We start from the raw sequence: 24,916 nt of genomic DNA on the forward strand, positions 1-24,916 counted from the left end.
GCGTATTCCTCACCCGGCCCCGCTTCGGGCACCCTAGGCTGGCGGCGTGGCCGCCTCTCCCCCCTCCGGAGGAGCGCTCGCCCGACGCCTGGGACTGCTCGACGCGGTCGCGATCGGGCTCGGTTCGATGGTCGGCGCCGGGGTCTTCGCCGTGTTCGCCCCGGCCGCGGCCGCCGCCGGATCCGCGCTGCTGATCGGCCTGTTGCTGGCGGCCGTCGTCGCGTACGCGAACGCCACCTCGACCGCGCAGCTGGCAGCGCGGTATCCGAGCTCGGGCGGCGCCTACCTCTACGGGCGGGAGCGGCTCGGCGAGTGGCCGGGCTTCCTCGCCGGCTGGGCCTTCGTCGTCGGCAAGACGGCGAGCTGCGCCGCCATGGCGCTGACAGCCGCCGCCTACCTCGTGCCGCCCGAGTGGGTGAAGCCGGTGGCGGCCGGATGCGTCGCGGTGCTCACCGTCGTCAACGTCCTCGGGGTGACCCGCACAGCCCGCGCCACCATGGCGATCGTCGTGGTGGTGCTCGCGGTGCTGGCGCTCGCGGTCGTCGGCGGCCTCGCGTCGGGGACCGCCGATCCGGCATCCCTCGCTCCGGCGCTCCCGGAGTCGGGGGTGCTCGGGGTGCTGCAGTCGGCGGGCCTGCTGTTCTTCGCCTTCGCGGGATACGCGCGGATCGCAACACTCGGGGAGGAGGTGCGCGACCCCGCTCGGACGATCCCCCGCGCGATCCCGCTGGCCCTCGCGCTGGCACTGCTGGTCTACGCGGCGATCGCCGTGACGGCGCTCGCCGTGCTCGGACCGGAGCGGCTGGCGGCTTCCGCTCGACCCCTCGCCGAGCTGGCGGGGTCCGGTGGGTGGAGCTGGACGGCGCCGATCGTGCAGGGCGGTGCCGCGCTCGCCGCGCTCGGGGCACTGCTCGCCCTGCTCGCCGGGATCACCCGCACCGGGCTCGCGATGGCGCGCACCGGCGATCTCCCCGGATGGTTCGCGGCGATCGATCCGCGGTTCTCGGTGCCGCGGCGGGCGCAGCTCGTGCTGGGCGCGATCGTGCTCGTGCTCGTGCTCGTCACCGACCTCCGGGGCGCGATCGGGTTCTCGTCGTTCGCGGTGCTGCTGTACTACCTCGTCGCCAACCTGTCGGCGTGGACGCTGCCCCGGGCCGAGCGGCGCTCCCCCCGGGTGCTGCAGGCGGTCGGCGCGATCGGCTGCGTCGTGCTGGCGGCCACGCTCCCCTGGCCGAGCGTGGTCATCGGATGCGCGGTGCTCGCGGTCGGTGTCGTCGCACGGCTCGTGCGCGTCACGGCCGCCCGCAGGGCTTAGCCGACCGGGGCGGCCGACCGGATCGCGGCTCGCATGCCGGGGGTGGCGCGGAGCTCGCCGGCGCGGTCGACGGTGAGCACGTCGACGTCCCAGCGCTCGGTCGCGAGGTCGAGGGTCGCCTCGCCGCCCGCGACGATCGCGGTGGCGAGCACGTCGGCGGTCACGATGTCGTCGGCCAGCACGCTGACCTGCACGAACGGGCTCACCGGCAGGTCGAGCCGCGTCCAGATGTGCTCGCCACGCTCGGCACTGCCGCTCGTCGCGAGGGCCCGGCGGGAGGCAGCGGGCACGACGGCGGCGAGGACCGCCGAGCGGTCCGCGGGGTCGACGATCCCGAACGGACCGGAGGTGCCGCCGGCCGACCAGCACAGGTCGCCGCCCACGCCGAGCTGCCAGTCTCGGGAGCCGGCATCCAGCAGCGCGGCCGCGTCGGCCATGGCGAGCGCCTTGACGACCCCGGAGAGGTCGACGACCCCGTCGGGTCGGTGCGCCGTGAACGCCCCGTCGGTGCGTGCGCGCCAGGCGAGGGCTCGCGCGTAGGCGCCCCGCAGGTCGTCGCTCGCATCGTCCAGGCGCAGGGAGCCCGCCGCCACCCGCGAGAGTTCGGAATCCGGACGGTACAGCGAGAAGCGCGCGTCGACGTCCGCGAACCCGCGCTCCACCTCGGCGATCACGGCCGCCGTCAGGTCGCTGCCCACGATCGAGGCCTCGGTGCCCATCGTCGTCCAGTGGTGCCGCATCTCAGAAGCCCGCCTGATCGAGCGCCGACTGGAGCGACGAGAGGTACGCCTCGCTCGTGTACGTGGCGCCGCCGACCATCTGCACGTTCGCCGACTGGGAGGCGAGCACCTCTTGGCGCAGGATCGGCGCGGCGCGGTTGCTGATCTGCACCGAGCGGCCGTCGTGATCGGTCAGCTTCAGGGCCGTCACGTCCGTGATCGCGCCGCCCGAGATCGTGACCTGCACCTGCACATCGCCGAAGCGGGTGCTCTCGACCGAGCCCGAATAGGTGCCATCGGCGGCTCCCGAGGTCGAGGTCGTCGAGCTGCTGCTGTCGCTCCCCGAGGTCGAGCCCGAGTCCGTCGTGTTCGAGGAGCTCGAGGACGACGAGCCCGTTCCCGTGGTTCCGGAGGCGGTGCCCCCGGTGTCGGTGGTCGTCGTGGTCGCGAGGGTGCCGTTCGAGGTGCCGGCCTCCCAGCCGATCGCGAGGATGCTGAACGCCGCGAGGGCGCTCCCCAGGATGGCTCGTGTTCTCACCAGTCGAACCTCTCCGTGTGGATGCGGTCCTCGTGCACGCCGGCCGCGCGGGCGTCGGCGACGACCGCATCCGTCCAGGCCTGCGGGCCGCAGATGTACAGGTCGGACTGGGCGAGCTCGGGGAAGATGCTGCGGATCGTGACCCCGCGAGCGCGATCCGCCGCCGACAGCCAGCCCCCGGTGGCGCCGCGCGGTCCGACCGAGCGGAACAGGCGCGCCCCGCGGCGGCCGGCGAGCTCGCGCAGCTCGTCGGCGAGGAACACGGCGTCGTCGGTGGAGCCGCGCAGCAGGATCGTGGCCTCGCCGTGGGCGAGGTCGCCCGACTCGAGCAGGGCGCGCACCGGGGTGACGCCGATGCCAGCGGCGACGATCGCGAGCCGCGGCGAGGTGCGGGCGGCGTCGGTGAAGAGCCCGAACGGGCCGGAGAAGCTCACCGGCGTGCCGGGCGCGACGCGGGTCATGCGGCGGGTCCCCTCGCCCAGCACGCGCACGGTGATGCGCGCGCGGCGGGCGGTGGGCTCGGCCGACAGCGAGATCGGATGCGCGTGCCACCAGGTGCGGCCGCTCCAGAAGCGCCAGAAGAAGTACTGGCCTCCGCGGGCGCCGAGCAGGTCGAGGCGGCGCCCCGTGAGGTGCAGCGACGCGACGTCGGGTGCGATCCACTCGACCCGCTCCACCCGCATCCGGTGCCGCAGCGACGACACGATCGGCTCGGCGACGCGGAAGACCACGATCGAGCCGATCGCGACGATGTAGAGCCCGATCCAGTAGACGCGCTGCACGGTACCCTCGGCGAGCACCCCGCCGACGCTCAGCTGGTGCGGCAGCGCGGTCAGCACCGCGGCGTAGCTCAGCAGGTGCACGCCGTACCAGAACTCGTAGGGGAGCTTGCGGCGCACGGCGACGAGCGAGGTGACGACCACCGCCACGAACAGACCGATGGCGAGGAACGCGAGCGGCATGTCGGGCAGCTCCCACAGCTGCACGAACTGGGCGACGAGGTCGAGCTGCGCCGTCAGGGCGTAGCCGATGAGCAGCAGCGCCCCGTGGGCGAGCAGCAGGTAGAGCGCCGGCTTGCCGAGGCGCCGGTGCACCGCCATCGCGCGATCGTGGCCGACGACCGCGTCGAGCACGGGGATGCGCGCGGCGAGCACCAGCATCACGAGCACGAAGTCGGTGCCGATCAGCCCCGCGAGGATGCCGACGCCCGTCACGATCCCGCCCGCCGAGGTCCAGTCGGCGAGTCCGCCGGAGGCCAGGTAGAGCGCGGCGGCCGCGGCCCCGGAGGCCCAGAAGGCCATCACGAGCAGGTCCGACGCGAGCCGACGGCGCTGGAGGCGGCGCCGACGACCCGCGTCGATGGTCGGGGCCGACCGTGTCACCTCGGGGGTGGCGGCGACGTGGGGGAGCGTCGCGGTCATGTCTTCCTCCTGGGGTCCGGTCGGTCTCGACCAGTTCAGGATGGAAGCCGTGCCTATGCCGGGGATGTGAGCGGGCCGTCCGCCGGATGAGAGTTCTCACAGGAGGGAACGGTCAGCTCCACCCGCAGCCCGGGGTGCAGATTCCGGGCCGTCACCTCGCCGCCGGCGGCCCGCGCGATCCCCTGGACGAGCGCGAGACCGAGGCCCGCACCCCCGGCGCCGCGGGTGCGCGCGTCATCGGGGCGGCTGAACCGCTCGAAGGCGCGCGGCAGGAAGTCCTCCGGCATCCCCGGCCCGTCGTCGTCGACCGCGAGCACGATCGACCCCTCCGCGGCGCGCAGCGCGACCCGGATGCTGCCCGCGCCGTCGGTCGCGGCAACCGCGTTGGCGAGCAGGTTGTCGACGACGCGGCCGAGGTTCGCCGAGCCGAGCGGTGCGCAGCTGCCGTCGGGAAGCGCCAGCTCGAGGTCGATGTCGGCCGCGGGCGCGAGCAGGCGGGCGCGGTCGACCGCGTCGCCCACCGCGGCGGCGAGCGCGTCGGCGTCGGAGGTCTCCGCGACGGCCAGCTGCTCGAGCCGGGTGAGGGCGAGCAGGTTCGAGGCGAGCGCGCCGAGCCGTGTGGCGTCGCGCTCGGCGGCCTCCAGCTCGGCGCGCAGGGCGTCGGCGTCGGCGCCGCTCTCGCGCGCGAGCTCGAGCCGGGTGCGCAGCGCCGCGACCGGGGTGCGCAGCTCGTGGGCGGCATCCGACACCATCTGCTTCTCGCGCGCCGTCGACGCCCGGATGCGGCGCAGGAAGTCGTTGAGGGTCGCCGCGAGCTGGGCGAGCTCGTCGTGGGCCTCGCCGACGGGCAGCACCGTGTCGCCCTCGGCGGGCAGTTCGGCGGCGGCGCGGCGCATCCGTTCGACGGGGGCGAGCGCGGCGCGCGCGAGCAGCCAGGATGCGACCGCGAACAGCGCGAGCAGCAGCAGCCCTCCGACCACCAGCACGAGGTCGAGGCCGTGGAGGGCGAGCTCGGTGCTCTCGGAGCTGCGGGCGGCCCAGAGCGCCCAGGTGCCCTCGGCCGTCTCGACCGTCTCGCCGGCGATCGTGTAGGGCACGTCGTGCACCTCGGCCCGGAACTCGGTGTCGGCCGGCGCCCGGTGCTCGACCTGCTCGTGCAACTCGTGCGGCATGGTGTCGACCACCGCCTGGCCCGCGGGGTCCACGATCCGCACGAGCACGCCGTAGGCGGGCTCGTCGAGCGACTCCCCTCCGCCGTCGCCGATCTGCTCGGCGAACGGCGCGAGGTCGGCGCGGGCGAGGGAGGCGTCGATGTCGGTGAGCATCCCGTCGACGACGCCGCGGGTGACGAGCAGCGCCACCGCGAGCAGCACGAGCGCGAGCAGGGTCGAGCCGATCGCGAGGCGCACCCGCACCGAGACCCGTCTCATGCGCCGGGCACCTCGAGCCGGTAGCCGACCCCGCGCACCGTCTCGATCGTGAAGCCGACGCGCGCCGGATCGAGCTTGCGGCGCAGGTAGCGCACGTACTGGTCGACGACGTTCGGGTCGATGTGGCGGGTGGTTCCCCACACCTCCTCGAGGATGGCGCTGCGGTCGAGGGCGGCGCCGGGATGGGTGGCGAACAGGCGGGCGAGCGCGAACTCGCGCGCGCTGAGCGCGACCGGCTCGCCGCCGATCCGGGCGCGCAACGTGGCCGCGTCGAGCTCCAGCTCGCCGACGACGACCCGCACCTTCGGCTCCTGGGCGTCGCGGCGCACGAGGGCCCGGATGCGGGCGCTCAGCTCGGCGAACGCGAACGGCTTCACGAGGTAGTCGTCGGCACCCGAGTCGAGCCCGTGCACACGGTCCTCGACCGCGTCGCGCGCCGTCAGCAGCAGCACCGGCAGCCGGGAGCCGCGCATCCGCAGCTGTCGGCAGAACTCGAAGCCGTCGAGGCCGGGCAGCATCACGTCGACCGCGGCGGCCGCGAATCCGCCCTCGACCGCCTCCATGAGTCCCGTGGTGCCGTCGCGCGCCTCGGCGACCTCATAGCCCTCTTCCCGGAGCCCCCGGGTGAGCAGCTCGGCCATCTCGGGGTCGTCTTCGACGACCAGGATGCGCGCCACTCAGACCACCCCGGTGGTGCCGAGCAGCCAGCCGACGAGGAACGTCGCCGCGAGCGCGAGCGCCCCGCCGATGACGACGCGGGCGATGGTGCGCGGCACCGAGGCTCCGCCGATCCGCGCGGACACCGCGCCGGTGAGCGCGAGGGCGGCGAGCACGGCCACGAAGGTGCCGGGCACCCGGACGGCCTCCGGCAGCAGCAGGATCGTGAGGAACGGCAGCAGGGCGCCGATCGTGAACGACGCCGCCGAGGCCCAGGCGGCCGTCCAGGGGTTCGCCACGTCGTCCTGGTCGATGTGCAGCTCGACCTCGAGGTGCGCGGCGAGCGCGTCGTGGGCGGTGAGCTCTTCGGCGACGGTCTGCGCCGTCGCGGGGCTCAGGCCCTTCGCCTCGTAGAGCGCGGCGAGCTCGCGCAGCTCCGCCTCGGGCATCGTCGCGAGCTCCTCGCGCTCCTTCGCGATGAGGGCGTGGGTGCTGTCGCGGGAGCTGCTGACCGAGACGTACTCGCCGAGGGCCATCGAGATGGCCCCTCCGATGAGGCCGGCCGATCCGGCCGCGAGGATCGCGGGCACGGAGGTCGTGGCGCCCGCGACGCCCACCACGATCGCGGCGACCGAGACGATGCCGTCGTTGGCGCCGAGCACCCCCGCGCGCAGCCAGTTGAGGCGCGCGGCGACTCCGGCGGCGTGGGGTTCGTCGGCGTGGGTCTCGGTGCTCATCGCGTCAGTAGACCACCCCGGATCGGCTCCCCGCCAGCGCCGAAGGTCCTCCGGGGGAACTCGCAGAAAAAATAACGAACGGATAACTAGACAGCGTTATCTTTCCGTTATACATTCAAAGAGCTTGATTCGTTTGCTGTGGCGGACCAAGCGGAATGTGATTGCAGGACACTCTTGGTGCAAGGGAGAAGGCCGGCCGCTCGCCTCTGCGGCCGGCCTTCAATCATTTCCTAAGCTGAGTCCGTGAACGATCGCGCGGACGCCGTCGACGCCTGGGAGTCCCTCTACCGGGCCCAGGTCTCCGTGCTGCGGGCGCTGCTCGCCGAGTTCCCCGACGACGAGGTGAACTTCACCGAGTACGACGTGCTCTTCAACCTCTACCGGCAGCCGGGTCGCGCCCTGCGCATCCGCGACCTCAACCGGCATCTGCTGCTCACCCAGCCGAGCGTGAGCCGGCTGCTCGACCGCCTCGTGGCGCGCGGCATCGTCGTGAAGCGCCGCGACCCCGCCGACGCACGCGGCACGATCGTCGCGCTGACCGAGCACGGCGTGGAAGTGTTCCGCAGGGTCGGGGCGCAGCACGCGCGCGCGATCGCCGTACGGATGTCGGTGCTCGACCCCGACGAGCGACGCACGCTGCGCGCGCTCACCGAGAAGCTGCGGGCCGGGGCGTCGCCGAGTTGACGACCGCCCCGACGCTCGTCTGGTTCCGCGACGACCTGCGCATCGCCGACCACCCGGCGCTGCACGCGGCCGCCGATCGCGGCGCGCCCGTGATCGCCTGCTACCTGCTCGACGAGCACGGCGAGGGGGTGCGCGCCCCCGGCGGTGCGGCGCGGTGGTGGCTGCACCACTCGCTCGCCGCGCTCCGCGACGAGCTCGCCGAGCTCGGGGTGCCGCTCGTGCTGCGCCGCGGGCCGGCCGTCGAGCTGCTGCCCGCGCTCGTCGCCGAGGCGGGCGCCGACGCGGTGCTGTGGAACCGCCGCTACTCCCCCGCCCGCGCGATCGATGCGCGGCTGAAGTCGGCGCTGCGCGAGGCGGGCGTGGATGCGCGGTCGTTCCCGGGCGACGTGCTCGCCGAACCGCAGGACGTGCGCACCGGCTCCGGCACCCCGTACCGGGTGTTCACGCCGTTCTGGAACGGCCTCCGGGACCGCCCGGTCGCCTCTCCCCTGCCCGCGCCGGATGCGCTGACCGGCGCCGACGCCCCCGGCGGCGACGCGCTCGAGGCGTGGGGGCTGCTGCCGACGCGCCCCGACTGGTCCGGCGGGCTGCGCGCCGCCTGGGCCCCCGGGGAGGCCGCCGCGCTCGCGCGGCTCGAGGAGTTCGCCGGAGAGCTCGACGGCTACGCCGAGCGCGACCTGCCCGCCGTCGACGCGAGCTCGCGCCTGAGCCCCCGGCTGCGCTGGGGCGAGCTGTCGCCCCGCCAGGTGTGGCATCGCATCCGCGCCGCCGGCGGGCCGCAGTCCGAGCCGTTCCTGCGGGAGCTCGGGTGGCGCGAGTTCTTCCGGCACACGCTCTTCCACGAGCCGGACCTCGCCACCCGCAACCTGAAGCCCGCCTTCGACCGCTTCCCCTGGGCCGAGCCCGACCCGACCGAGCTCACCGCCTGGCGCGAGGGGCGCACCGGGCTGCCGCTCGTCGACGCGGGCATGCGCGAGCTGTGGGCGACCGGCACGATGCACAACCGGGTGCGGATGAGCGCGGCGAGCTTCCTGATCAAGAACCTGCTGGTCGACTGGCGGGTCGGCGAGCAGTGGTTCTGGGACACGCTGGTCGACGCCGACGAGGCCTCGAACCCCGGCAACTGGCAGTGGGTGGCGGGCAGCGGGCAGGACGCGGCGCCGTACTTCCGCATCTTCAACCCGGAGCGTCAGGCGGCCCGCTTCGACCCCGACGCGCGGTACATCCGGCGGTGGATCCCCGAGTACGGCACGGATGCCTATCCGGCCCCGATCGTGGACCTCGCCGCGACGCGCGAGCGCGCCCTCGCCGCCTACGACACCATCCGGTGACGCGCCCCCAGGTGATCGAGGAGCGCCCGCGCAGCGGACGCGTCTCGAGATCACGGACGCCCCTCAGAACGCCGGACGACCGCCGATCTGGGTGACCGCGCACGCGGCCACGAACACGCCGGTCTCGGCCGCGGCGATCGGGTCGTGGTGCTGCACCCAGCTCTCGAGGAAGCCCGCGGCGAAGGCGTCCCCCGCGCCGGTCGGGTCGACCAGACGCACGGCGGGCGCCGGCACCTGCACCGCTTCGCCTCCGTCGACGACCACGAGCACCCCGTCGCCGCCGAGGGTCAGAGCGACCACCGGGAACCGGGCGCCGAGCACACGGGCGGCGGCGATCGGGTCGTCCTCCCCCGTCAGCAGCCGCGCCTCCGCACGGTTGGGGAAGAGCAGGGTGGCGCCCTCGATGGCGCCGTTGAACGCCTCGACGCCGAAATCGGCGATGTAGCCGATGGACGCCGGATTCACCGACACGGGCACCCCGCGCGCGGTGGCGTGCGCGATGAGGTCGCGGGTGCGGGTGGCGCCGAAGCCGTCGAGGATCGAGTAGCCGCTCACGTGCAGCACGGCCGCGTCGTCGAGCAGCTCATCGGTCACGCTCTCGATCCGCAGCGCCCCGTTGGCGCCGCGCTCGACGAACATCGACCGCTCCTCGCCGTCGACCACGATGATGATCGACCCGGTCGGGATCGCGTCCTCGACCTGCAGGTGCGGCTCGACCTCCGACTCGCGGAACTCGCGCTCGTGCACGTCTGCATCGTGCGCGCCGACCGCGCCGACGAAGTCGACGGGGGCGTGCCGGGAGCCGAGCCACACCGCCGTGTTCGCGGCCGAGCCTCCCGGTCGCGGACGGATGGTGGCGGGCGTGTCGGTGTCGGGTCGCATCGGCACGCGCGGCACGACGACGATGTCGTTGATGACATCGCCGACGACGACGATCCGGCTGCCCGTCACGGGCGGGGCGCGATCCGCGACCAGGCGGTCGCGACCTCCGCGGCGACCCGCACGTTGTTGCGCGCGAGGTCGAGGTTCACCTCGAGGCTGCGGCCGCCCGACTCCTCCACGATGAAGCCGAGCAGGAACGGGGTGACCGCCTTGCCGCGCACGCCCGCGGCATCCGCGGCGGCGAACGCGGTCGCCAGCACCCGGTCGTGCTCGGCGGGATCCCACTGCTGCGCGAGCGGGATCGGGTTGGCGAGCACCATGCCGGTGCGCGAGCCGAAGGCGTCGCGCGCGGCCATCACCTGCGCGACCTCGTCGGCGGTGTCGACCTTCCAGTCGAGCTCGCAGCCCGACTCCCGCAGCCAGAACGCGGGGAACGCGGTGGTGCCGTAGCCGATCACCGGCACCGACAGCGTCTCGAGGCGCTCGAGCGTCGCCGGGATGTCGAGCACGCTCTTCACGCCGGCCGAGACGACGGTGACGGGCGAGGAGGCGAGGGTGGTGAGGTCGGCCGACTCGTCGAACGTCTCGGATGCGCCGCGGTGCACGCCGCCGAGCCCGCCGGTGGCGAAAACCCGCACCCCGGCGAGGCCGGCGAGGTAGGCGGTGGCGGCGACCGTGGTGGCGCCGGAGCGTCCGAGTGCGGCGAGGATCGGCAGGTCGCGCACGGAAGCCTTGGCGAGGTCCTCCTCGGCGATGCGGCGCACGCCGTCGGCGTCCAGTCCGATCTGCGGCACCCCGTCGAGCACGGCGATCGTCGCGGGCGTGACGCCCTTCTCACGCAGGATCTGCTCGAACTCGATCGCCGCCTCGTGGTTGCGGGGGCGCGGCAGGCCGTGGCTGATGATCGTCGACTCGAGGGCGACGACCGGGCGGCCGTCGGCGAGCGCGTCGGCGACCTCGGAGGAGAGCTGGAAGGCGGTCACCCCCCAACGCTAATGCGCGTGGTGAGCGGCGACGTTCACGATGCCGCGACGGAGCCGACGGCCGCGGGCATGTGGGCCACGGTCGCATAGGGGCAACGGGTGCACCCCGGCCGAACGTGCCGGCGCGACCGCACTTCAAAAGGTCCCGAACCCCTCTGCGATCCCCCCGGATTCTTCCTTCAGGGAGTTGAGTCGGGCGGCCAAAGACGTCAAGTCGCTTTTCGACGGAGGAGTTCCGTAGAGACCTGCCTCGCCCAGGAGGGTGAACCGCATCTCTATGGAGCGTTCTGCAGCTCGCACTCGGATCGTGAGTCCAGTCGCCCCGGCAGAATCTGCCTCGATCGCTTCGATTCGTTCCCACGGCCACTCGCATACTCGTTGACCACGGAGTCGTGCGAGTCTGACCCCGTATGGCCCGGCGTCAAGCAGCATCGTCGAGTCCAGCAGCGGCCGGGCCGCGCCCTCGAGGTCGGCCAGCGTCCAGATGGCCGCGTTCAACGATCCAGTCCGGGTGACGATCGCGGAAGAGATTCCGGAAGGATCCAGCTTCAGACGAGCACGACTAGCGCGTTGTTTCCGAGCAATGCCAATCGCGGTCGCGGCACTGACGATTGTCAGCGTCACGAGAAGTCGGTCACGCCACGAGTCAAGGTCGACCCCGCTCGTAGCGGCGACCGCGACCAACATCACGAGCCCCGCGATCACGAGCGAGGTGCACACGGCTAGCGCGGCTCTCATCAGGCGTTCCCCCACCCCACCGCAGCACCCGCACCATCGACCCGCACCGTCGCACCACCCGCGTACCTGCAACGACTACCAGAACCATACCCACGCCGACGTAGGATTATCGCCGTCTTCTTTGCGACTACTGCATGTCCTGTGGGCGCCTGGCCTGTCCGACGATGCCGTGCGATTGCCGCTCGCACCTGCACCAGCAATCCCACACCCTGCGGCATCGAAACCGCAGTCGAGCTCATGCCGCGGAATGCTCGCATGCACCAGACGACCCGCCCCATCGAACCGATACATCGACACCCCAGGTACGAGGCTCGAGTCCCTACTCGTGGTCAGCTACGTCAGCTCCCAACCCAGACGATCGACGAACGTCTGCGCCAATTCGACATCGAAGCCGTCATCGGCGACGGCCATCAAGACCTCCCCCAGGATCGCCTCGTACGGAGACTCCCAGCGCACCTCCTGCTTGGACGACGCCCACATTCGAAGCTCCGTCAAGCTCATGCTGCCCAGGGAGAAGCGCATCAGCACTGCGCGCGTCTCGTCGTTGGTGAGCAGTTGCTCGGAGTCATCCCCGCTGGGCGTCATCACTAGAAGGCTCCCGGATTAAACCGTTGGGTCGCGATGAAGTTCTGATGCACCGTTCCGGATCATCCATTCGAAACGCCCTTCTATGCCATTGACTGAGCCGGGCATCCGTCTGACTCGCCACTCTCGGCGAAACTGTCGCTGATCGCAACATCTCCAACGCCGTCGCTGGCGTTGGCGTTGGCGTTGGCACCACTGCACGACCCGAACCGCCCCCCGAACTTCCTCCCGAGCCACCGCGACCGGGGCCATCGGCGGCGGTGTTCGCTGCAGTCTGGGAGCCGAACGTCATCTTCACTCCGCTCGCACCTCCGACGTTTGCGCACTTGCAGTGAACCGATGCGAGCCGCCAGTCGTCGCGGACTGTCCCGCTGAGGTCGTATCCGTTGATGGGGTCGGCCGGGTAGTCGTACGCGTTCGTGACCCCGCCCTCGACGGGGTCGACGGACATGAACCGCCCCAACGCGGCCACGAACACCCGGGCACCCATCTCGATCGACGCGACACTGCCCTGGTGCTCGTAGAGCTTGCGGGCACCACCCACCCACGCATAGTCCGCATCCGACCCGGACACCGTGTCCGGCACCGCATCATCCGCAACCGTCGTACCGATCAAACCCGTGCCCGGGTCGACCGGCTGCCCGAACGGGTCATACGACGCCCGCACCCCCACCCGCACACCAGCCGGGTCGGCCTGCACGATCACATCACCATGCAGATTCGGGTACGCCCACCCCAGGGCTGCGCCGGCACTGTCGACCCGCACCGTCGCACCACCCGGCAGACCATACGTCGCCTCGAACCCGGACGGGGTCACCACCGCCCACGCAGCATCACCACCACCCGCGTAGAGGTACTTCGGTCACCTCGACCGGAGCACCCGTCTTCGTGACGGCCCGTCGCATCCCGCACGTACTCGATGATCGTGCCGTCACCCAGGACCGTGCCCATGTGCCGGTTGACGGCAGGCTTTCGGTCAGAGCTTTGTGAGTCGACCGTCGCTGTCGAAGATCGCGACGATCCCATCATCAGTTTCGGTCAGCCACCTCGCAACATATATCGGGCTGCCGTCCGTGGACTGGGTGATGCAGAGGTATACGACAGCTGCTGCGTCCTCAGGGAGCCCGCCAACGTCTTTGAAGCCTGTGCCTGGCGCTTCTGAGGTAATGTCCCGAACCTCAGCCGAGTTGCTGGTCCACGCAGCCACGAACGTTGTAGACGCATATACCGACTGACACTCTTCAAGAGCTCGAGTGTCTTGCCTTTCGTCGGACACCGCGGCGATCAAAGTCCGATCTGCAAAATCGTGTCGCGCTCCCGGCGTTCCAGACTCAGCACACGACGCCAAGGACAAGGCAACAATGATCAGTCCGACCGCGCCGGCGAGGGATTTCATTGAGTCACCTTCTCCAGGGAATAGACATCAACTGTGATGGACTCGGAAGACGGCCAGCCGCATTCATCACACCAGAAGTTTGCCCAGCTAATGTAGCTGAATCTGGGGCGCGTCCCTGTTCCCGAGTACCCGACGTCGGCGGGATCAAACACACGCCAGCAAGCCCCTTTCGCAATCAGCGTGCATCGCAAGGCCTCCTGACGCTGTCCGTCCAGTTCCATGGTCATGATCACATCTACGACACCGGTGCCACCGTAGGTCGCGTAGAGCACAACAGGATTGTCGGTCCTGACGCGGAAGCTCCAGCCCTGCCCATTCACCGATCCCTGATACTTCGGCGCGTAGCCCTGAGCCACCGGCGGAGGCGGAGCCACAGGTCCAATGAAGTTCGAGCTGCCCGGTTTGGAAGGCTTCTTCGGAACATCGAACTGAGAACACGCGGAATCGATGCACGCGCGTTCCCCGCTCAAGTCAAATCGATTGATGGGGTCCGCGGGGTAGTCGTACGCATTCGTCACCCCGCCCTCGACGGGGTCGACGGACATGAACCGCCCCAACGCCGCCACGAACACCCGCGCACCCATCTCGATCGACGCGACACTGCCCTGGTGCTCGTAGAGCTTGCGGGCACCACCCGCCCACGCATAGTCCGCATCCGACCCGGACACCGTGTCCGGCACCGCATCATCCGCAGCCGTCGTACCGACCTCACCCGTACCCGGGTCGACCGGCTGCCCGAACGGGTCATAACTCGCCCGGTCGCCCACCCGGGCACCGGCCGGGTCGGCCTGCACGATCACATCCCCATGCAGATTCGGATACGCCCACCCCACCTGGGCACCCGCACTGTCGACCCGCACCGTCGCACCACCCGGCAGACCATAGGTCGCCTCGAACCCGGACGGCGTCACCACCGCCCACGCAGCATCCCCACCACCCGCGTACAGCTACTTCGTCACCTCCGGCGACGGATCCGACGGGCCGGTCTTCACCGTCCGCTGCACGATCCGGTTCGTCGCATCCCGCACGTACTCGATGATCGTGCCGTCATCCAACACCGTGCTCGTGTGGCGATCCGCCAGGTCGTACACCAGCTGATCGGTGCCGAGCAGAGTCGTGTTGCCATGCGCGTCATACGCGAGCGTCGCCCCCGGACCCGTCGACGACAAGTTCCCTCCCGCGGGCGTCACGCCCGTTGACGGTGTAGGTGTCACCGTCGTGGCGGTCAGGCGGTCGGCCGCGTCATAGCAGTACGTGGTGGATGTCGTCAGCCAACGAATCGGTCAGCGTCAAGCTCGCTCGCGTGCAACTAACTCGTGCGCACGCATTTCGCCCTCGGGGGTCGCCGACATCCAGCAGATGGCGCCGGGTGTCGGGACCGTGCCGGGCCAGTCCCGACTCCATCGCTCGGCGATTCGTTCGACGGCGTCGCCGGCACCGACATCCCACGGGCGGAACACGCCCAGCTCGTCGACGTCTCCCGGCACCATGAGCCCCGCCGAGAGCAGTTCGACGATGACGCCCATCGTGTGGATCCTGCGATCGTCGAAGCTGGCAAGCGGGGTCCGCTCCGAGACCGTGGAGTAGACCCAGCTGGGGTCGACCCAGTCGACGAGCCCCTCGATCAGCAGCTCCTCGACCACTGTGCGTGTGGTGTCGCTCATCTCTCCCCGCACGTCTACCACGCGGGCGTGCGCTCTACGAGACCCGCTCGCGCGAGGCGGGCACCACCTTGCCGGGGTTGAAGTTCTCGCCGGGGTCGACCGCCGAGAACAGGCCGCGCATCACCGCGACGCCCTCGGGCGAGATGTCCTGCTCGATCCACGGCGAGTGCTCGACGCCCACGCCGTGGTGGTGGGAAATCGTGCCGCCGTTGTCGACGAAGGCCTGCTGGATGGCGCTCTTCACCACGTCGTACTCGGCGAGCATGTCCTCCCCGCCGACGAACGCGAAGGTGAAGTAGAGGCACGCGCCCGAATGGTAGGAGTGCGACAGGTGGCACATGATCCAGCCCTTGGTGCCGATCTCGTCGTAGGCGGCGTTCGCGGCGGCGACCACGGCGTTGTAGACCGGCAGCAGCTTCGACCAGGGCGCGGCGGTCTCCGACACGTCGCCCGCGGCGCCGCGGTCGAGCAGGAAGTCGCGCAGGTACGGGGTGTCGAACTTCTTCTGGTCGTAGAGCACGCCCGGGCCGGTGCCCACGCCCATGCCGCCGTGCTTCTTCACGATCGCGCCGACGAGCTTCTTCTGGCGGGCGACGTGCTGCGCCGAACCCTCGAAGCCGATGAACGACAGGCAGATGTCCTCCAGGGTCCAGCCCTTGGAGCGCATGATCGACGGCAGCACCTTCTCGGCGAGCACGGCGTCCATGCCGTGGCGCTCCTTGCTGGTCGCCATCGAGAAGCCCGTCTCGCGCGAGTCGGAGACGCGCGTGATGATGGGGCTCGCATCCGACTCCGAGATCGCCTGCATTGCGGCGAGGCCCGCCTCCCAGTTAGGGAAGAAGTACGCCTGGATCTCGCGCAGCTCGGCGACCCGGTGCACCTGGGCGGTGATCTCGGTGATCACGCCGAGGCGGCCCTCGGAGCCGACGATCATCTCGCGCACGCTCGGGCCGGTCGAGGCCGACGGGATCGCGGGGATCACGAGCACGCCGTCGCGGTCGTCGTGCGACGGGCGCACCACGCGGATGCCCCGCACGATCTGCGCGATGTCGCCGTACTTGTCCGACTGCATGCCGGAGGAGCGGGTCGCGGCCCAGCCGCCGATCGTCGAGTGGGTGAAGCTGTCGGGGAAGTGGCCGATCGTCCAGCCCTGGGCGGCCAGCTGCGCCTCGAGGTGCGGGCCGAGGGCGCCCGCCTCGATGCGGGCGAGGCCGGAGTCGGTGTCGATGTCGAGCACGCGGTTCATGCGGCCCATGTCGAGCGAGACCACGGTGCGGGTCTCGCCCGGGATCGGCTCGAGGCTGCCGGCGATGTTGCTGCCGCCGCCGAACGGGATGAGCACCGCATCCTGGGCGACCGCTGCGTCGACCACCTTCTGCACCTCGGCCTCGTCGGCCGGGTACACGACCACGTCGACCGCGCGGGCGATCCGGTTGGAACGGATGCGCACCAGGTCGCGCAGGCTCTTGCCGTAGGTGTGCACGACGCGCTCCATCGCATCCGTCGTCACGTGGTCCTCGCCGACGATGCCCGCGAGCGCCGCCACGAAGGCGGCCGGGGCGACCGGGTCGGCGAGGGTCAGCCCGTCGAACGCCGGCTGCTGGGCCTGCTCGGCGGTCGCGAGGTCGAGGCCGACCGCGTTCAGCACGAAGGGGGCGAAGCCCGGCTTGTCCTCGTGGTGGAAGCCGACGCCGTCGACGCCCCAGCCCCACCACTTCATGTGCTCGACGTCGGTCACGCTGTCTCTCCTTCGGGCGACGGATGCGCGTTCGGCTTCGGGGAGCCGGACGCGCTCAGGATACGGGGTGCGTACGCCGCGTGCAGACGCACGATCTCGGCCCGCACGCGGGCGGTGAAGGCGACGGCCGTCTCGTCGGGTTCCGCGCGCATCGGCTCACCGAACACGACGCCCACCGGCAGGCGCCCCGCCTTCGGCCAGCTGCTGCCCCGCGGATGCGCGATGCCGGCGCCGATGAGTGCCACCGGGACCGTCGGCACGCCCGTCGCGATCGCGAGCGAGGCGGCGCCCGACTTGAAGTGGCCCATCTCGCCGGTCTTCGAGCGGGTGCCCTCGGGGAACACGAGCAGCGGCACCCCGCGCTCGAGCAGCGACCTCGCGGAGACGCTGCGCTTGTTGAGGCCCGTGCGGTCGACGGGGAAGGCGTTGAAGAACAGCGCCGTGAGCCCGCGGCGCCACCACACGTCGAAGAAGTAGTCGGCCGCCGCACCCGCCGCGAGGTAGCGCGAGAGCTTGCGCGGGAGGGCGCCGAGGATGAGGGGCGCGTCGAGGTGGCTCGAGTGGTTGGCGACCACGACGAACGCCTCCGGAACGTCGCGGAGCTTCCGCCGCCCGACGACCGTCACCCTGACCACCGACCACGCGACGGGCTTCAGGATCCAGCGCTGCGCGATGAAGCGTGCGGCCGCCTGCCCCTTCGACGTGAAGCGGTCGCGGCGGGGGGTCGGGTGGTCCGCGCCGCTCGTCACCATGCAGCCAGGCTAGTCCTGCCGGATTCCGCGGCGGTTACGCGACGGGCTGGCGACCTCCGGTGCATGTCCTGCGGCGGGGGCAACCGCACAGATGGGGTCGTACCAGCTCGGGACGGGGACGGGGTCAGGGCTGGTCGCGGTGACGGGAGCTCGAGATGCTGCGCGAGACCCAGCGCACGGTGCGGGGCGGCAGGTGGCGCAGCAGCCAGGTGAGGAAGCGGTAGCGCAGCGTCGGGATGGAGACCGCGCGACCGCGGGCGGCATCCTTCAGGCAGGCGGCGACCAGGTCGTCGGCCGACAGCCAGAGCCAGGAGGGGATCGACGACTTGCGGATCGCCGCGCGGTCGTGGAACTCGGTGTGCACCCAGCCGGGCAGCAGCGCCGTCACCGTCACGCCGGTGCCGTGCAGCGCGTTCGACATGCTCTCCGAGTAGACGCGCATCCACGCCTTGATCGCCGAGTACAGGCCCATCGAGAGGTAGCCGGCGACGCTCGCCACGTTGACGATCGCGCCGTTCCCGCGCTCGCGCATCCCCGGCACGACCGCGGCCGAGAGCACGAGCGGCGCGCGCATCATCACCTCGAACGCGTCTGCCGCCTCGGCGAGGTCGGGGTCGGCGAGGCGGCTCTTCATGCCGTACCCCGCGTTGTTGACGAGCAGGTCGACCGGGCGCGCGGTGTCGGCGAGACGCGCCGCCACCCGGTCGATGTCGGCGGCGGCCCCCAGGTCGGCGACGATCACCTCCACCTCCCGCCCATCCGAACGGAGTTCCGCTCCGAACTCCTCCAGACGGGATGCGGTTCGGGCGACCAGCACGAGGTCGTATCCCCGGGCGGCGAGCGCACGCGCGAAGGCGGCTCCGATGCCGGCGGTTCCGCCGGTCACGAGGGCTGTGGGCATGCCGCTCACGATAACCGCCCGGGCAGCCCTCTCCGTCACACGTTCGGAATACGGGGTGCGATACGGTCGTTCGGGGCGCACCATCGCCCGAGCGCGCCCAGCAGGAAGGCCCACCATCCGCATGACGCCACGAGGCACGACGGCCGTCGACGAGTTCGACGTGCGGGAGTACGCCCGCACGGCCCGGGGCAGTCACCGCGCCGAGATCGACGGCGAGGCGATCGCCGAGGCCGGACTCACCCCGGATGCGGTGCACCTGCTGCGCGTGCTGCGCGACCTGGAGCGCGGCACCCTCGACCGCATGCGCAACCTGCTCGTCACGGCGACCCACAAGGATGCGCGGGTCACCGCGTTCCTCGCGACCTGGGCCTTCGAGAAGTACTGGGTGGCGGACGCGCTCGACGTGGTGCTCGGCGCCGTCGGCGCAGACACCACGCCGCTCAGCGGGCCGCTGCGCAAGAGCGCCACCGAACGCGCCGAGCGTCGTGGCCCCGTGCGCCGGGCACTCGCCGGCAACATCGCCGGCGAGGACATCGTGGCCGGGCACGTCACCACGGGGCTCGTCGACGAGCTCATCACGCAGGTCGCCTACCGGCGCCTCGGCGAGGCGGCCGCCGCGCTCACCTCCCTCGTGGCAACGCTGATCGCCGTGAAGGACCGCCACGTCGCGTTCCTCGCGGAGGAGGCCGAGCACAAGCTGGCCGCCTCGGCGCGGGCCGTGCGGCTCACGCGCAAGGCGCTCGCGCAGGCGGCCTGGCCGATCGGCGCGACCGAGATCCCGGCATCCGACCGCACCTTCTTCGAGACCTTCGTGTTCGGCGACGCCGAGGGGCGCACCGCCGCGGCCCGCATCGGCGAGCGCCTCGCCGCGCTGCCCGGGCTCGGCGCCGAGGGCGCCACCGTCACCGCGAGGCTCGCGCCGTGACGCCGAAGCGGGCGAAGACCGAGCTCGGGTCGGCCCACGTCTTCCTCACCGGGGGCACCGGATTCGTCGGCCAGGCGGTGCTCGAGCGCCTGCTCTCGACGCACCCCGACACCACCATCTCGCTGCTCGTGCGCACCAAGGGCTCGGCGGGCGGCGACGACCGGCTGCGCACCCTGCTGCGCAAGCCCGTGTTCCGCGCCTGGCGCGAAGCGGTCGGCGACGCGGGGGTCGAAGACGCGGTGGCGCGCCGCATCCGGATCGTCGAGGGCGGCCTCGGCTCGGTGCCCGCGCTGCCCGGCGACATCGACATCGTCATCCACTCCGCCTCGACCGTGTCGTTCGACCCGCCCATCGACCAGGCGTTCGACACCAACGTCGGCGGTGCGATCGGCCTCTACGAGGCGCTGCGCGCATCCGGATCCACCCCGCACGTCGTGCACGTCTCCACCTGCTACGTCGGGGGGCTGCGCAAGGGCGTCGTGCCCGAGGCGCGGCTCGGCCACAGTGTCGACTGGCGGGCCGAGTACGCGGCCGCGAAGTCGGCCCGCGAGCGCGTCGAGCTGATCTCGCGCCAGCCCGATCAGCTGCGCGCGTTCATGGACCGCGCCCGCGCCGAGCACGGCAAGGAGGGCCCGCAGTCGGTGGCCCGGGTGAGCGAGGAGGCCCGCGTCGCGTGGGTCACCGACGCCCTCGTCGACGCCGGCCGCACCCGCGCCGAGTCGCTCGGCTGGACCGACGTCTACACCCTCACGAAGGCCTTCGCCGAGCGCGCCGCCGAGGAGCTGTGGGCGGGCACCGGCGGCAGCCTCTCGGTCGTGCGCCCCGCGATCATCGAGTCGGCGATCGCGCATCCGTTCCCCGGCTGGATCGACGGCTTCAAGGTGGCCGACCCGCTCATCCTCGCCTACGGGCGCGGGCTGCTGCCCGAGTTCCCGGGTCTGCCCGACAGCGTGCTCGACCTCATCCCCGTCGACTACGTCGTGAACGCGATCCTCGCCGCCGCGGCGAACCCGCCGGCCGGCGAGCCCGAGTACTTCCACGTGAGCTCGGGGGCCTCGAACCCGCTGCCATTCCACCGGATGTACGAGAACGTCAAGGAGTACTTCACCGCCAACCCGATGCCCTCTCCCGGTGGCGGCGACATCGGCGTGCCCACCTGGCGCTTCCCGGGCGGCCGCAAGGTCGAGGGCGAGCTGCGGCGCGCGCGCACGCGGCTGGAGCGGCGCGAGCGGCAGCTCTCCCGCGGACGCTCGACCACGCGCACCCGCGCACAGCTCGCCGAGCTCGCCACCAAGCGCAGCGACCTCGAGACCCTCGAGAACTTCGCGGAGCTGTACCGCGCCTACGTGCAGACCGAGATCATCTTCGACGACACCAACACCCGCGCCCTGCACGCCGCGATCCCCGCGAAGCTGCGGGCCGACCGCGGCTTCGACATCGCGGCGATCGACTGGGAGGACTACCTGCAGCGGGTGCACTTCCCCGCGATCACCACCCTGACGCGCGCGTTCTCGCGTCGCCCCGAGGCCACCTCGACCGAGGGCCGCCCCGCGAAGGCGCTCTCCGAGCGCACGGATGTGGTGGCGGTCTTCGACCTGGAGGGCACGGTCGTCGACACCAACCTGGTCGAGCAGTACCTCTGGGTGCGGCGCGCCGGCTGGGGCTGGACCGCGTGGCCGGCATCCGTCGTGTCGATCCTCGCCCACCTGCCCGGCTACCTACGCGCCGAGCGTCGCGACCGGGGCGAGTTCATCCGCACCTTCCTGCGGCGCTACGAGGGGATGTCGGAGGCGCGCCTCGAGAAGACGGTGCGCGGCGGCTACGCCGACACCATGCTCGGCCACACCGCCACCGCCGCCCTCGAGCGCGCCGCCGCCCACCGCGCCGCCGGCCACCGCACGGTGCTCGTCACCGGGTCGATCGGCACGCTCACCGAGCCGGTGGCGAGCGCGTTCGACGAGGTCGTCGCGGGCGCCATGCACGTGAAGGACGGGCAGCTGACCGGCTACCTGGCCCGCCCGCCGATCGTCGACGAGGCCCGCGCCAACTGGCTGCGCCAGTACGCCGAGCGCGGCGGCTTCGACCTGTCGGCGTCGTACGGCTACGGCGACAGCCACGCCGACCTCGTCTGGCTCGAGCTGCTCGGGCACCCGCACGCCGTCAACCCCGACAGCCGCCTCGCCCGCGAGGCCGGGCGCCGGCGGTGGCGGATCGACACCTGGAGGAGCGGGAGCCGTTCATCCAATCGTGCTTTGATTGCGGAAGGCACCGCATCCGACACCCGTGAGAAGGGAGCGGACGGCTCGCGCTGACGCCGCCCGGACAGCCATGGCATTCGACATCGACAAGTACACGACGAACTCGGCTGCCGTCGGCTGGTCGGACCTCGACTTCGACGTCTTCGACGAGCACCCGCTTCCCGAGAACACCCTGCGCACCCTGCGCTACATGTGCGACATCGAGTACCACACGACCTGCTACCTGCGGGACCTGCTGACCACCCCCTCGCACAACGAGCCCGAGGTGGGCGCGTTCATGACGATGTGGAACCGCGAGGAGTTCTGGCACGGTGAGGCGCTCGCCGCGGTGCTCGCCAAGCACGGCATCACGGTCGACTACGACGTGCTGAAGGCCACCCGCCTGAAGCTCGGCTGGAAGGACCGCCTCGACCCCATCAAGCAGTCGGTGATGGGCGGGCTCGTCGGCAACGACTTCGTGGCCGTGCACATGAGCTGGGGCGCGGCCAACGAGTGGTCGGCCAACGCCGCGTACCTGCGGATGGCGGAGCTCGAGGGCAACCCGGTGCTCGCCGAGCTGCTGAAGCGGATCGCGAAGCAGGAGACCCGGCACGTCGCGTTCTACGCCTCGCAGGCGCGCGACCGGCTGAAGGACTCCAAGAAGGCGCAGAAGCTCACCCGTTTCGCGCTCTCGCGCTTCTGGGGCCCGGTCGGCTCGGGCGTGCAGGACGACGCCGAGGTCACCCACGTCATGAACCACCTGTTCGCGGGCCCCGAGGGCCGCAAGCTCGTGCGCGACGTCGACTCGCACATCGCGAAGCTCCCCGGCATGGAGGGCCTCACGATCGTCGAGGACTCGCTCGAGAAGCGCGGCATCGCCGCCTGATTGCCAGGTCCCTCTCAGGAACCGGCTCCTGCCCCCGTATCCCGGGGCTTCGGGGCGACTCCGCGCCGTCGTCGAACCCCGTTCGGGGGTGATCGCACCAAACCGATCTCCGGGCGGCTCCGGACCCCTCCCTGCGTCCGGGAGATCCCCGCGACGCGGATCCGGAACCGGATCGACCTGAAAAGGGGTTCAGCAATGAACAAGACGAAGATCGCCCTCGGCTCCACCGCGGCGGCCGCCGCACTCATCACCGCCGGCATCGCGGCACCCGCGATCGCCGACGACTCGACGAGCATCGACACCTCGCGCTCGACCGACACCAGCCTGGAGGCGCCCGTGGTGGTCGCGCCCGAGGTGGGAACCGGCGACGTGCTCGCGGGCGGCGTGCTGAACGGCGGGCTGCTGAACGGCAGCGCGATCGCGTCCGGCAACGACACCGCGTCGGGCAACACCGTCACGGCCCCGGTCGCCTCCGGCAACGACACCGCCATCGGATCGGGCAACGACACCTCGATCGGCAACGGCACCTCCGTCGGCAACGGCACCTCGATCGGCACCGAGGTCTCGGACCTCGTCGACCAGACCGTGGACGCGGGCGTCTCGGATGTCGTCGACGGCGCCCTCGGCACGAGCGTCGACGACCTGATCGACGTGGACGGGATGGTCGGCGGCATCACCGACTCGATCGACCTCGGGGCGATGCTCGACTGAGCTCCGACCCTCTTCGGGGGCCGCGCGACCACGGTCGCGCGGCCCCCGTCATGCGGGCGGGTGCGGGCGGCGTAGAGTCGCGGGATGACGTCCTCCCGTCCCAGCACCCGGGAGGCGATCCGTGCCGCCGCCGCCGAGCTCTTCCCGGCGGGTGGATACGCCGGCACCTCGGTGCGCGACATCGCCGCAGCGGCCGGTGTCGACGCGGCCCTCATCATCCGCCACTTCGGGTCGAAGGAGGCGCTCTTCCTCGAGATCATGCAGCTCGACGAGGAGGCGCAGCCCCTGCTCGACGGCCCGATCGATCAGCTGGGCGAGCACTTCATCGAGTACGTGCTGAACGCCGGCGACGAGGTGCGCGGCATCTTCCTCGCCCTCGTGCGCGCAAGCGACTCGGACGGGGTCGCGCCGCGCCTGCGCGAGGTGCACGACACGGCGTTCGTCGCACCCCTCCGGTCGCGCCTGACGGGGCCGGATGCGGAGGTGCGGGCGCGGCTCGCGGCCTCGCTCGTGGGCGGGCTGCTGTACAGCATGTGGGTGGTCGGCGACGAGGAGCTCCTCGCCGCCGACCGGACCGACATCGTGCGCCGCTACGGCGCACTCCTGCAGGCGCTCGTCACGCCCTGAGCGCGCTCGGGTCGGGCGCCCGGCCGATCGCTACTGGACGGACCAGCCGCCGTCGGAGGCCACGACCTGACCGGTGACGTTGGTCGCGTCGTCGCTGAGCAGCCAGGTGATCGAGGCCGCCAGCTGGTCGGGCATCGCCACCGGGGGGAGCAGGGCGAGCAGCGGGGTGATCCGCTCGGCCCCGAGCTCCGAGGCGAAGCTGGCCTCGATGTTCGTGGCCGTGCCGCCGGGGGCGACCGCGTTCACGCGGATGTTCCTGCCCGCGTACATGAACGCCGTCGACTTGGTCAGACCCACGACCGCGTGCTTCGAGGTGGTGTAGGCGAGTCCGGCGGCGGAGCCGCGCAGGGCGGCCTCCGAGGCGACGTTGACGATGGCGCCCTTCCCGGCCTCGAGCATCAGCGGCAGCACGGCGCGCGTCAGCTTGAACATGCCGGTGACGTTGATCGAGATCACCCGATCCCAGACCGCGTCGCTCACCTCGTGCAGCGGGGTCATGTCGTCCATGATCCCGGCGACGTTGGCGAGCGCGTCGATCCGTCCGCCCGCAGCCGCGACGATCGCGGCGATCGAGTCGGGGTTCGTGATGTCGCCCGCGACGATCGTGACGTCGTTGCCGGCGAGCTCGGAGGCGAACTCGTCCAGTCGCGGCTGGGACACGTCGACGGCGATGACCTTGCCGCCCTCGCGGGCGACGCGCGACGCGGTCGCCTTCCCGATGCCGGACCCGGCGCCGGTCACGACCACGGTCTTGCCCGCGAAGCGGCCGGGCGTGATCTGCTCGGTCCACTCGCCCGGGGTGGGGGCGTCGTCCGCCTCCTCCTCCACGGGGGCGACCCCGCCGTTGACCTTCGCCACCATCTCGTCGACCATCGCCTGCGGGAACTGGCCCTTGCTGAGCTGCACGAGACGCTGCAGCGGGAAGAGCCGGACCGGGGCGAGGGCCTTCTCGTCCTGTCCCCCCTGCGCGAGGAGGTCACGCAGGAGCGGGCCTCCGACAGGGTGCTTGAGCCATTCGCCCACCGACGACTTCCCGGTGAGCGGCTTGTCCTTGGCCAT

26 protein-coding genes are annotated in these 24,916 nt (G+C 71.6%); 8 read left to right on the plus strand and 18 right to left on the minus strand.

What is annotated here, in order from left to right; translation table 11 throughout:
* Nucleotides 1-46: 46 nt before the first annotated feature.
* Nucleotides 47-1,315: an APC family permease gene (locus tag NUH29_RS09405; protein ID WP_258798837.1), complete on the plus strand. Its 1,269-nt coding sequence runs from the start codon at nt 47-49 to the stop codon at nt 1,313-1,315.
* On the opposite strand, the gene NUH29_RS09410 is transcribed toward NUH29_RS09405, so the two are convergent.
* Genes NUH29_RS09410 through NUH29_RS09435 form a run of 6 tightly spaced genes read right to left on the minus strand, consistent with a single transcriptional unit; the run spans nt 1,312 to nt 6,817 of the window.
* Complete coding sequence (locus NUH29_RS09410; protein ID WP_258798838.1) at nt 1,312-2,055, minus strand: FAD:protein FMN transferase; 744 nt, start codon at nt 2,053-2,055, stop codon at nt 1,312-1,314. The two genes, NUH29_RS09405 and NUH29_RS09410, sit on opposite strands and share 4 nt — an antisense overlap.
* 1 nt (nt 2,056) lies before the next feature.
* Complete coding sequence (locus NUH29_RS09415; protein ID WP_258798839.1) at nt 2,057-2,572, minus strand: FMN-binding protein; 516 nt, start codon at nt 2,570-2,572, stop codon at nt 2,057-2,059.
* Nucleotides 2,569-3,993 carry a ferredoxin reductase family protein gene (locus NUH29_RS09420; protein ID WP_258798840.1) on the minus strand — a complete coding sequence of 475 codons (1,425 nt, stop codon included), beginning with the start codon at nt 3,991-3,993 and terminating at the stop codon, nt 2,569-2,571. The genes NUH29_RS09415 and NUH29_RS09420 overlap by 4 nt, the downstream gene beginning before the upstream one ends.
* 53 nt (nt 3,994-4,046) lie before the next feature.
* Entirely contained in the window at nt 4,047-5,423 is a 1,377-nt protein-coding gene (locus tag NUH29_RS09425) for a sensor histidine kinase (protein WP_258798841.1), read from the minus strand.
* Nucleotides 5,420-6,100, minus strand: a complete 681-nt coding sequence (locus NUH29_RS09430) for a response regulator transcription factor (RefSeq protein ID WP_258798842.1) — start codon at nt 6,098-6,100, stop codon at nt 5,420-5,422. The genes NUH29_RS09425 and NUH29_RS09430 overlap by 4 nt, the downstream gene beginning before the upstream one ends.
* On the minus strand, nt 6,101-6,817 hold the full coding sequence (locus NUH29_RS09435; RefSeq protein WP_258798844.1) for a VIT1/CCC1 transporter family protein: 717 nt from the start codon (nt 6,815-6,817) through the stop codon (nt 6,101-6,103). It lies immediately after the preceding gene.
* A gap of 243 nt (nt 6,818-7,060) precedes the next feature.
* Here NUH29_RS09435 and NUH29_RS09440 point away from each other — a divergent pair, with 243 nt between their 5' ends.
* Both NUH29_RS09440 and NUH29_RS09445 read left to right on the plus strand, forming a co-directional pair.
* Nucleotides 7,061-7,501, plus strand: a complete 441-nt coding sequence (locus NUH29_RS09440) for a MarR family winged helix-turn-helix transcriptional regulator (protein WP_258798845.1) — start codon at nt 7,061-7,063, stop codon at nt 7,499-7,501.
* Complete coding sequence (locus tag NUH29_RS09445) at nt 7,498-8,832, plus strand: cryptochrome/photolyase family protein (protein WP_258798846.1); 1,335 nt, start codon at nt 7,498-7,500, stop codon at nt 8,830-8,832. Before NUH29_RS09440 ends, NUH29_RS09445 begins: the two co-directional genes overlap by 4 nt.
* A 63-nt stretch (nt 8,833-8,895) precedes the next feature.
* On the opposite strand, the gene NUH29_RS09450 is transcribed toward NUH29_RS09445, so the two are convergent.
* The 11 genes from NUH29_RS09450 to NUH29_RS09500 form a co-directional block, all read right to left on the minus strand.
* Complete coding sequence (locus NUH29_RS09450; protein WP_258798847.1) at nt 8,896-9,783, minus strand: carbohydrate kinase family protein; 888 nt, start codon at nt 9,781-9,783, stop codon at nt 8,896-8,898.
* On the minus strand, nt 9,780-10,697 hold the full coding sequence (locus NUH29_RS09455; protein WP_258798848.1) for a pseudouridine-5'-phosphate glycosidase: 918 nt from the start codon (nt 10,695-10,697) through the stop codon (nt 9,780-9,782). The genes NUH29_RS09450 and NUH29_RS09455 overlap by 4 nt, the downstream gene beginning before the upstream one ends.
* 1,071 nt (nt 10,698-11,768) lie before the next feature.
* Nucleotides 11,769-12,020: a hypothetical protein gene (locus NUH29_RS09460; protein ID WP_258798849.1), complete on the minus strand. Its 252-nt coding sequence runs from the start codon at nt 12,018-12,020 to the stop codon at nt 11,769-11,771.
* Nucleotides 12,001-12,840, minus strand: a complete 840-nt coding sequence (locus NUH29_RS09465) for an RHS repeat-associated core domain-containing protein (RefSeq protein WP_258798850.1) — start codon at nt 12,838-12,840, stop codon at nt 12,001-12,003. Before NUH29_RS09465 ends, NUH29_RS09460 begins: the two co-directional genes overlap by 20 nt.
* Before the next feature lie 156 nt (nt 12,841-12,996).
* Nucleotides 12,997-13,416 (minus strand): hypothetical protein, encoded by a 420-nt coding sequence (locus NUH29_RS09470; RefSeq protein ID WP_258798851.1) that lies wholly within the window; start codon nt 13,414-13,416, stop codon nt 12,997-12,999.
* Nucleotides 13,413-14,330 carry an RHS repeat-associated core domain-containing protein gene (locus NUH29_RS09475; protein ID WP_258798852.1) on the minus strand — a complete coding sequence of 306 codons (918 nt, stop codon included), beginning with the start codon at nt 14,328-14,330 and terminating at the stop codon, nt 13,413-13,415. Before NUH29_RS09475 ends, NUH29_RS09470 begins: the two co-directional genes overlap by 4 nt.
* A gap of 33 nt (nt 14,331-14,363) precedes the next feature.
* Complete coding sequence (locus tag NUH29_RS09480) at nt 14,364-14,606, minus strand: hypothetical protein (protein ID WP_258798854.1); 243 nt, start codon at nt 14,604-14,606, stop codon at nt 14,364-14,366.
* Between the two features lie 99 nt (nt 14,607-14,705).
* Nucleotides 14,706-15,080 carry a hypothetical protein gene (locus NUH29_RS09485; RefSeq protein WP_258798856.1) on the minus strand — a complete coding sequence of 125 codons (375 nt, stop codon included), beginning with the start codon at nt 15,078-15,080 and terminating at the stop codon, nt 14,706-14,708.
* 34 nt (nt 15,081-15,114) lie between these two features.
* Nucleotides 15,115-16,818: an FAD-binding oxidoreductase gene (locus tag NUH29_RS09490; protein WP_258798858.1), complete on the minus strand. Its 1,704-nt coding sequence runs from the start codon at nt 16,816-16,818 to the stop codon at nt 15,115-15,117.
* Nucleotides 16,815-17,570, minus strand: coding sequence for a lysophospholipid acyltransferase family protein (locus NUH29_RS09495; RefSeq protein WP_258798859.1), 756 nt, complete (start codon nt 17,568-17,570; stop codon nt 16,815-16,817). The genes NUH29_RS09490 and NUH29_RS09495 overlap by 4 nt, the downstream gene beginning before the upstream one ends.
* A gap of 124 nt (nt 17,571-17,694) precedes the next feature.
* Complete coding sequence (locus NUH29_RS09500; RefSeq protein WP_258798860.1) at nt 17,695-18,471, minus strand: SDR family NAD(P)-dependent oxidoreductase; 777 nt, start codon at nt 18,469-18,471, stop codon at nt 17,695-17,697.
* Between the two features lie 121 nt (nt 18,472-18,592).
* Between NUH29_RS09500 and NUH29_RS09505 the strand changes: the two genes are divergently transcribed.
* From NUH29_RS09505 to NUH29_RS09530, 5 genes are all read left to right on the plus strand, one after another.
* Nucleotides 18,593-19,396, plus strand: a complete 804-nt coding sequence (locus NUH29_RS09505) for a hypothetical protein (protein WP_258798863.1) — start codon at nt 18,593-18,595, stop codon at nt 19,394-19,396.
* On the plus strand, nt 19,393-21,708 hold the full coding sequence (locus NUH29_RS09510; protein WP_258798864.1) for an SDR family oxidoreductase: 2,316 nt from the start codon (nt 19,393-19,395) through the stop codon (nt 21,706-21,708). The genes NUH29_RS09505 and NUH29_RS09510 overlap by 4 nt, the downstream gene beginning before the upstream one ends.
* A gap of 16 nt (nt 21,709-21,724) precedes the next feature.
* Complete coding sequence (locus tag NUH29_RS09515; RefSeq protein ID WP_258798866.1) at nt 21,725-22,519, plus strand: ferritin family protein; 795 nt, start codon at nt 21,725-21,727, stop codon at nt 22,517-22,519.
* Between the two features lie 195 nt (nt 22,520-22,714).
* Nucleotides 22,715-23,230, plus strand: coding sequence for a hypothetical protein (locus tag NUH29_RS09520; RefSeq protein ID WP_258798867.1), 516 nt, complete (start codon nt 22,715-22,717; stop codon nt 23,228-23,230).
* An 84-nt stretch (nt 23,231-23,314) separates the two neighbouring features.
* The gene (locus tag NUH29_RS09530; protein ID WP_308445760.1) at nt 23,315-23,857 is read left to right on the plus strand and encodes a TetR/AcrR family transcriptional regulator; all 543 of its coding nucleotides are present in this window, start codon (nt 23,315-23,317) and stop codon (nt 23,855-23,857) included.
* A 30-nt stretch (nt 23,858-23,887) separates the two neighbouring features.
* On the opposite strand, the gene NUH29_RS09535 is transcribed toward NUH29_RS09530, so the two are convergent.
* Nucleotides 23,888-24,916 (minus strand): SDR family NAD(P)-dependent oxidoreductase, encoded by a 1,029-nt coding sequence (locus NUH29_RS09535; RefSeq protein WP_258798868.1) that lies wholly within the window; start codon nt 24,914-24,916, stop codon nt 23,888-23,890.

The organism is Protaetiibacter mangrovi, assembly GCF_024752305.1.
GTDB lineage: Bacteria > Actinomycetota > Actinomycetes > Actinomycetales > Microbacteriaceae > Homoserinibacter > Homoserinibacter mangrovi.

Excerpts from the sequence above, each read along its gene's own strand:
- NUH29_RS09410 (WP_258798838.1), bottom strand. The coding sequence starts at position 2,055 with ATGCGGCACCACTGGACGACGATGGGCACCGAGGCCTCGATCGTGGGC.
- NUH29_RS09420 (WP_258798840.1), bottom strand. The coding sequence starts at position 3,993 with ATGACCGCGACGCTCCCCCACGTCGCCGCCACCCCCGAGGTGACACGG.
- NUH29_RS09425 (WP_258798841.1), bottom strand. The coding sequence starts at position 5,423 with ATGAGACGGGTCTCGGTGCGGGTGCGCCTCGCGATCGGCTCGACCCTG.
- NUH29_RS09435 (WP_258798844.1), bottom strand. The coding sequence starts at position 6,817 with ATGAGCACCGAGACCCACGCCGACGAACCCCACGCCGCCGGAGTCGCC.
- NUH29_RS09460 (WP_258798849.1), bottom strand. The coding sequence starts at position 12,020 with ATGACGCCCAGCGGGGATGACTCCGAGCAACTGCTCACCAACGACGAG.
- NUH29_RS09470 (WP_258798851.1), bottom strand. The coding sequence starts at position 13,416 with ATGAAATCCCTCGCCGGCGCGGTCGGACTGATCATTGTTGCCTTGTCC.
- NUH29_RS09485 (WP_258798856.1), bottom strand. The coding sequence starts at position 15,080 with ATGAGCGACACCACACGCACAGTGGTCGAGGAGCTGCTGATCGAGGGG.
- NUH29_RS09495 (WP_258798859.1), bottom strand. The coding sequence starts at position 17,570 with ATGGTGACGAGCGGCGCGGACCACCCGACCCCCCGCCGCGACCGCTTC.
- NUH29_RS09500 (WP_258798860.1), bottom strand. The coding sequence starts at position 18,471 with ATGCCCACAGCCCTCGTGACCGGCGGAACCGCCGGCATCGGAGCCGCC.
- NUH29_RS09505 (WP_258798863.1), top strand. The coding sequence starts at position 18,593 with ATGACGCCACGAGGCACGACGGCCGTCGACGAGTTCGACGTGCGGGAG.
- NUH29_RS09515 (WP_258798866.1), top strand. The coding sequence starts at position 21,725 with ATGGCATTCGACATCGACAAGTACACGACGAACTCGGCTGCCGTCGGC.
- NUH29_RS09520 (WP_258798867.1), top strand. The coding sequence starts at position 22,715 with ATGAACAAGACGAAGATCGCCCTCGGCTCCACCGCGGCGGCCGCCGCA.
- NUH29_RS09530 (WP_308445760.1), top strand. The coding sequence starts at position 23,315 with ATGACGTCCTCCCGTCCCAGCACCCGGGAGGCGATCCGTGCCGCCGCC.
- NUH29_RS09535 (WP_258798868.1), bottom strand. The coding sequence starts at position 24,916 with ATGGCCAAGGACAAGCCGCTCACCGGGAAGTCGTCGGTGGGCGAATGG.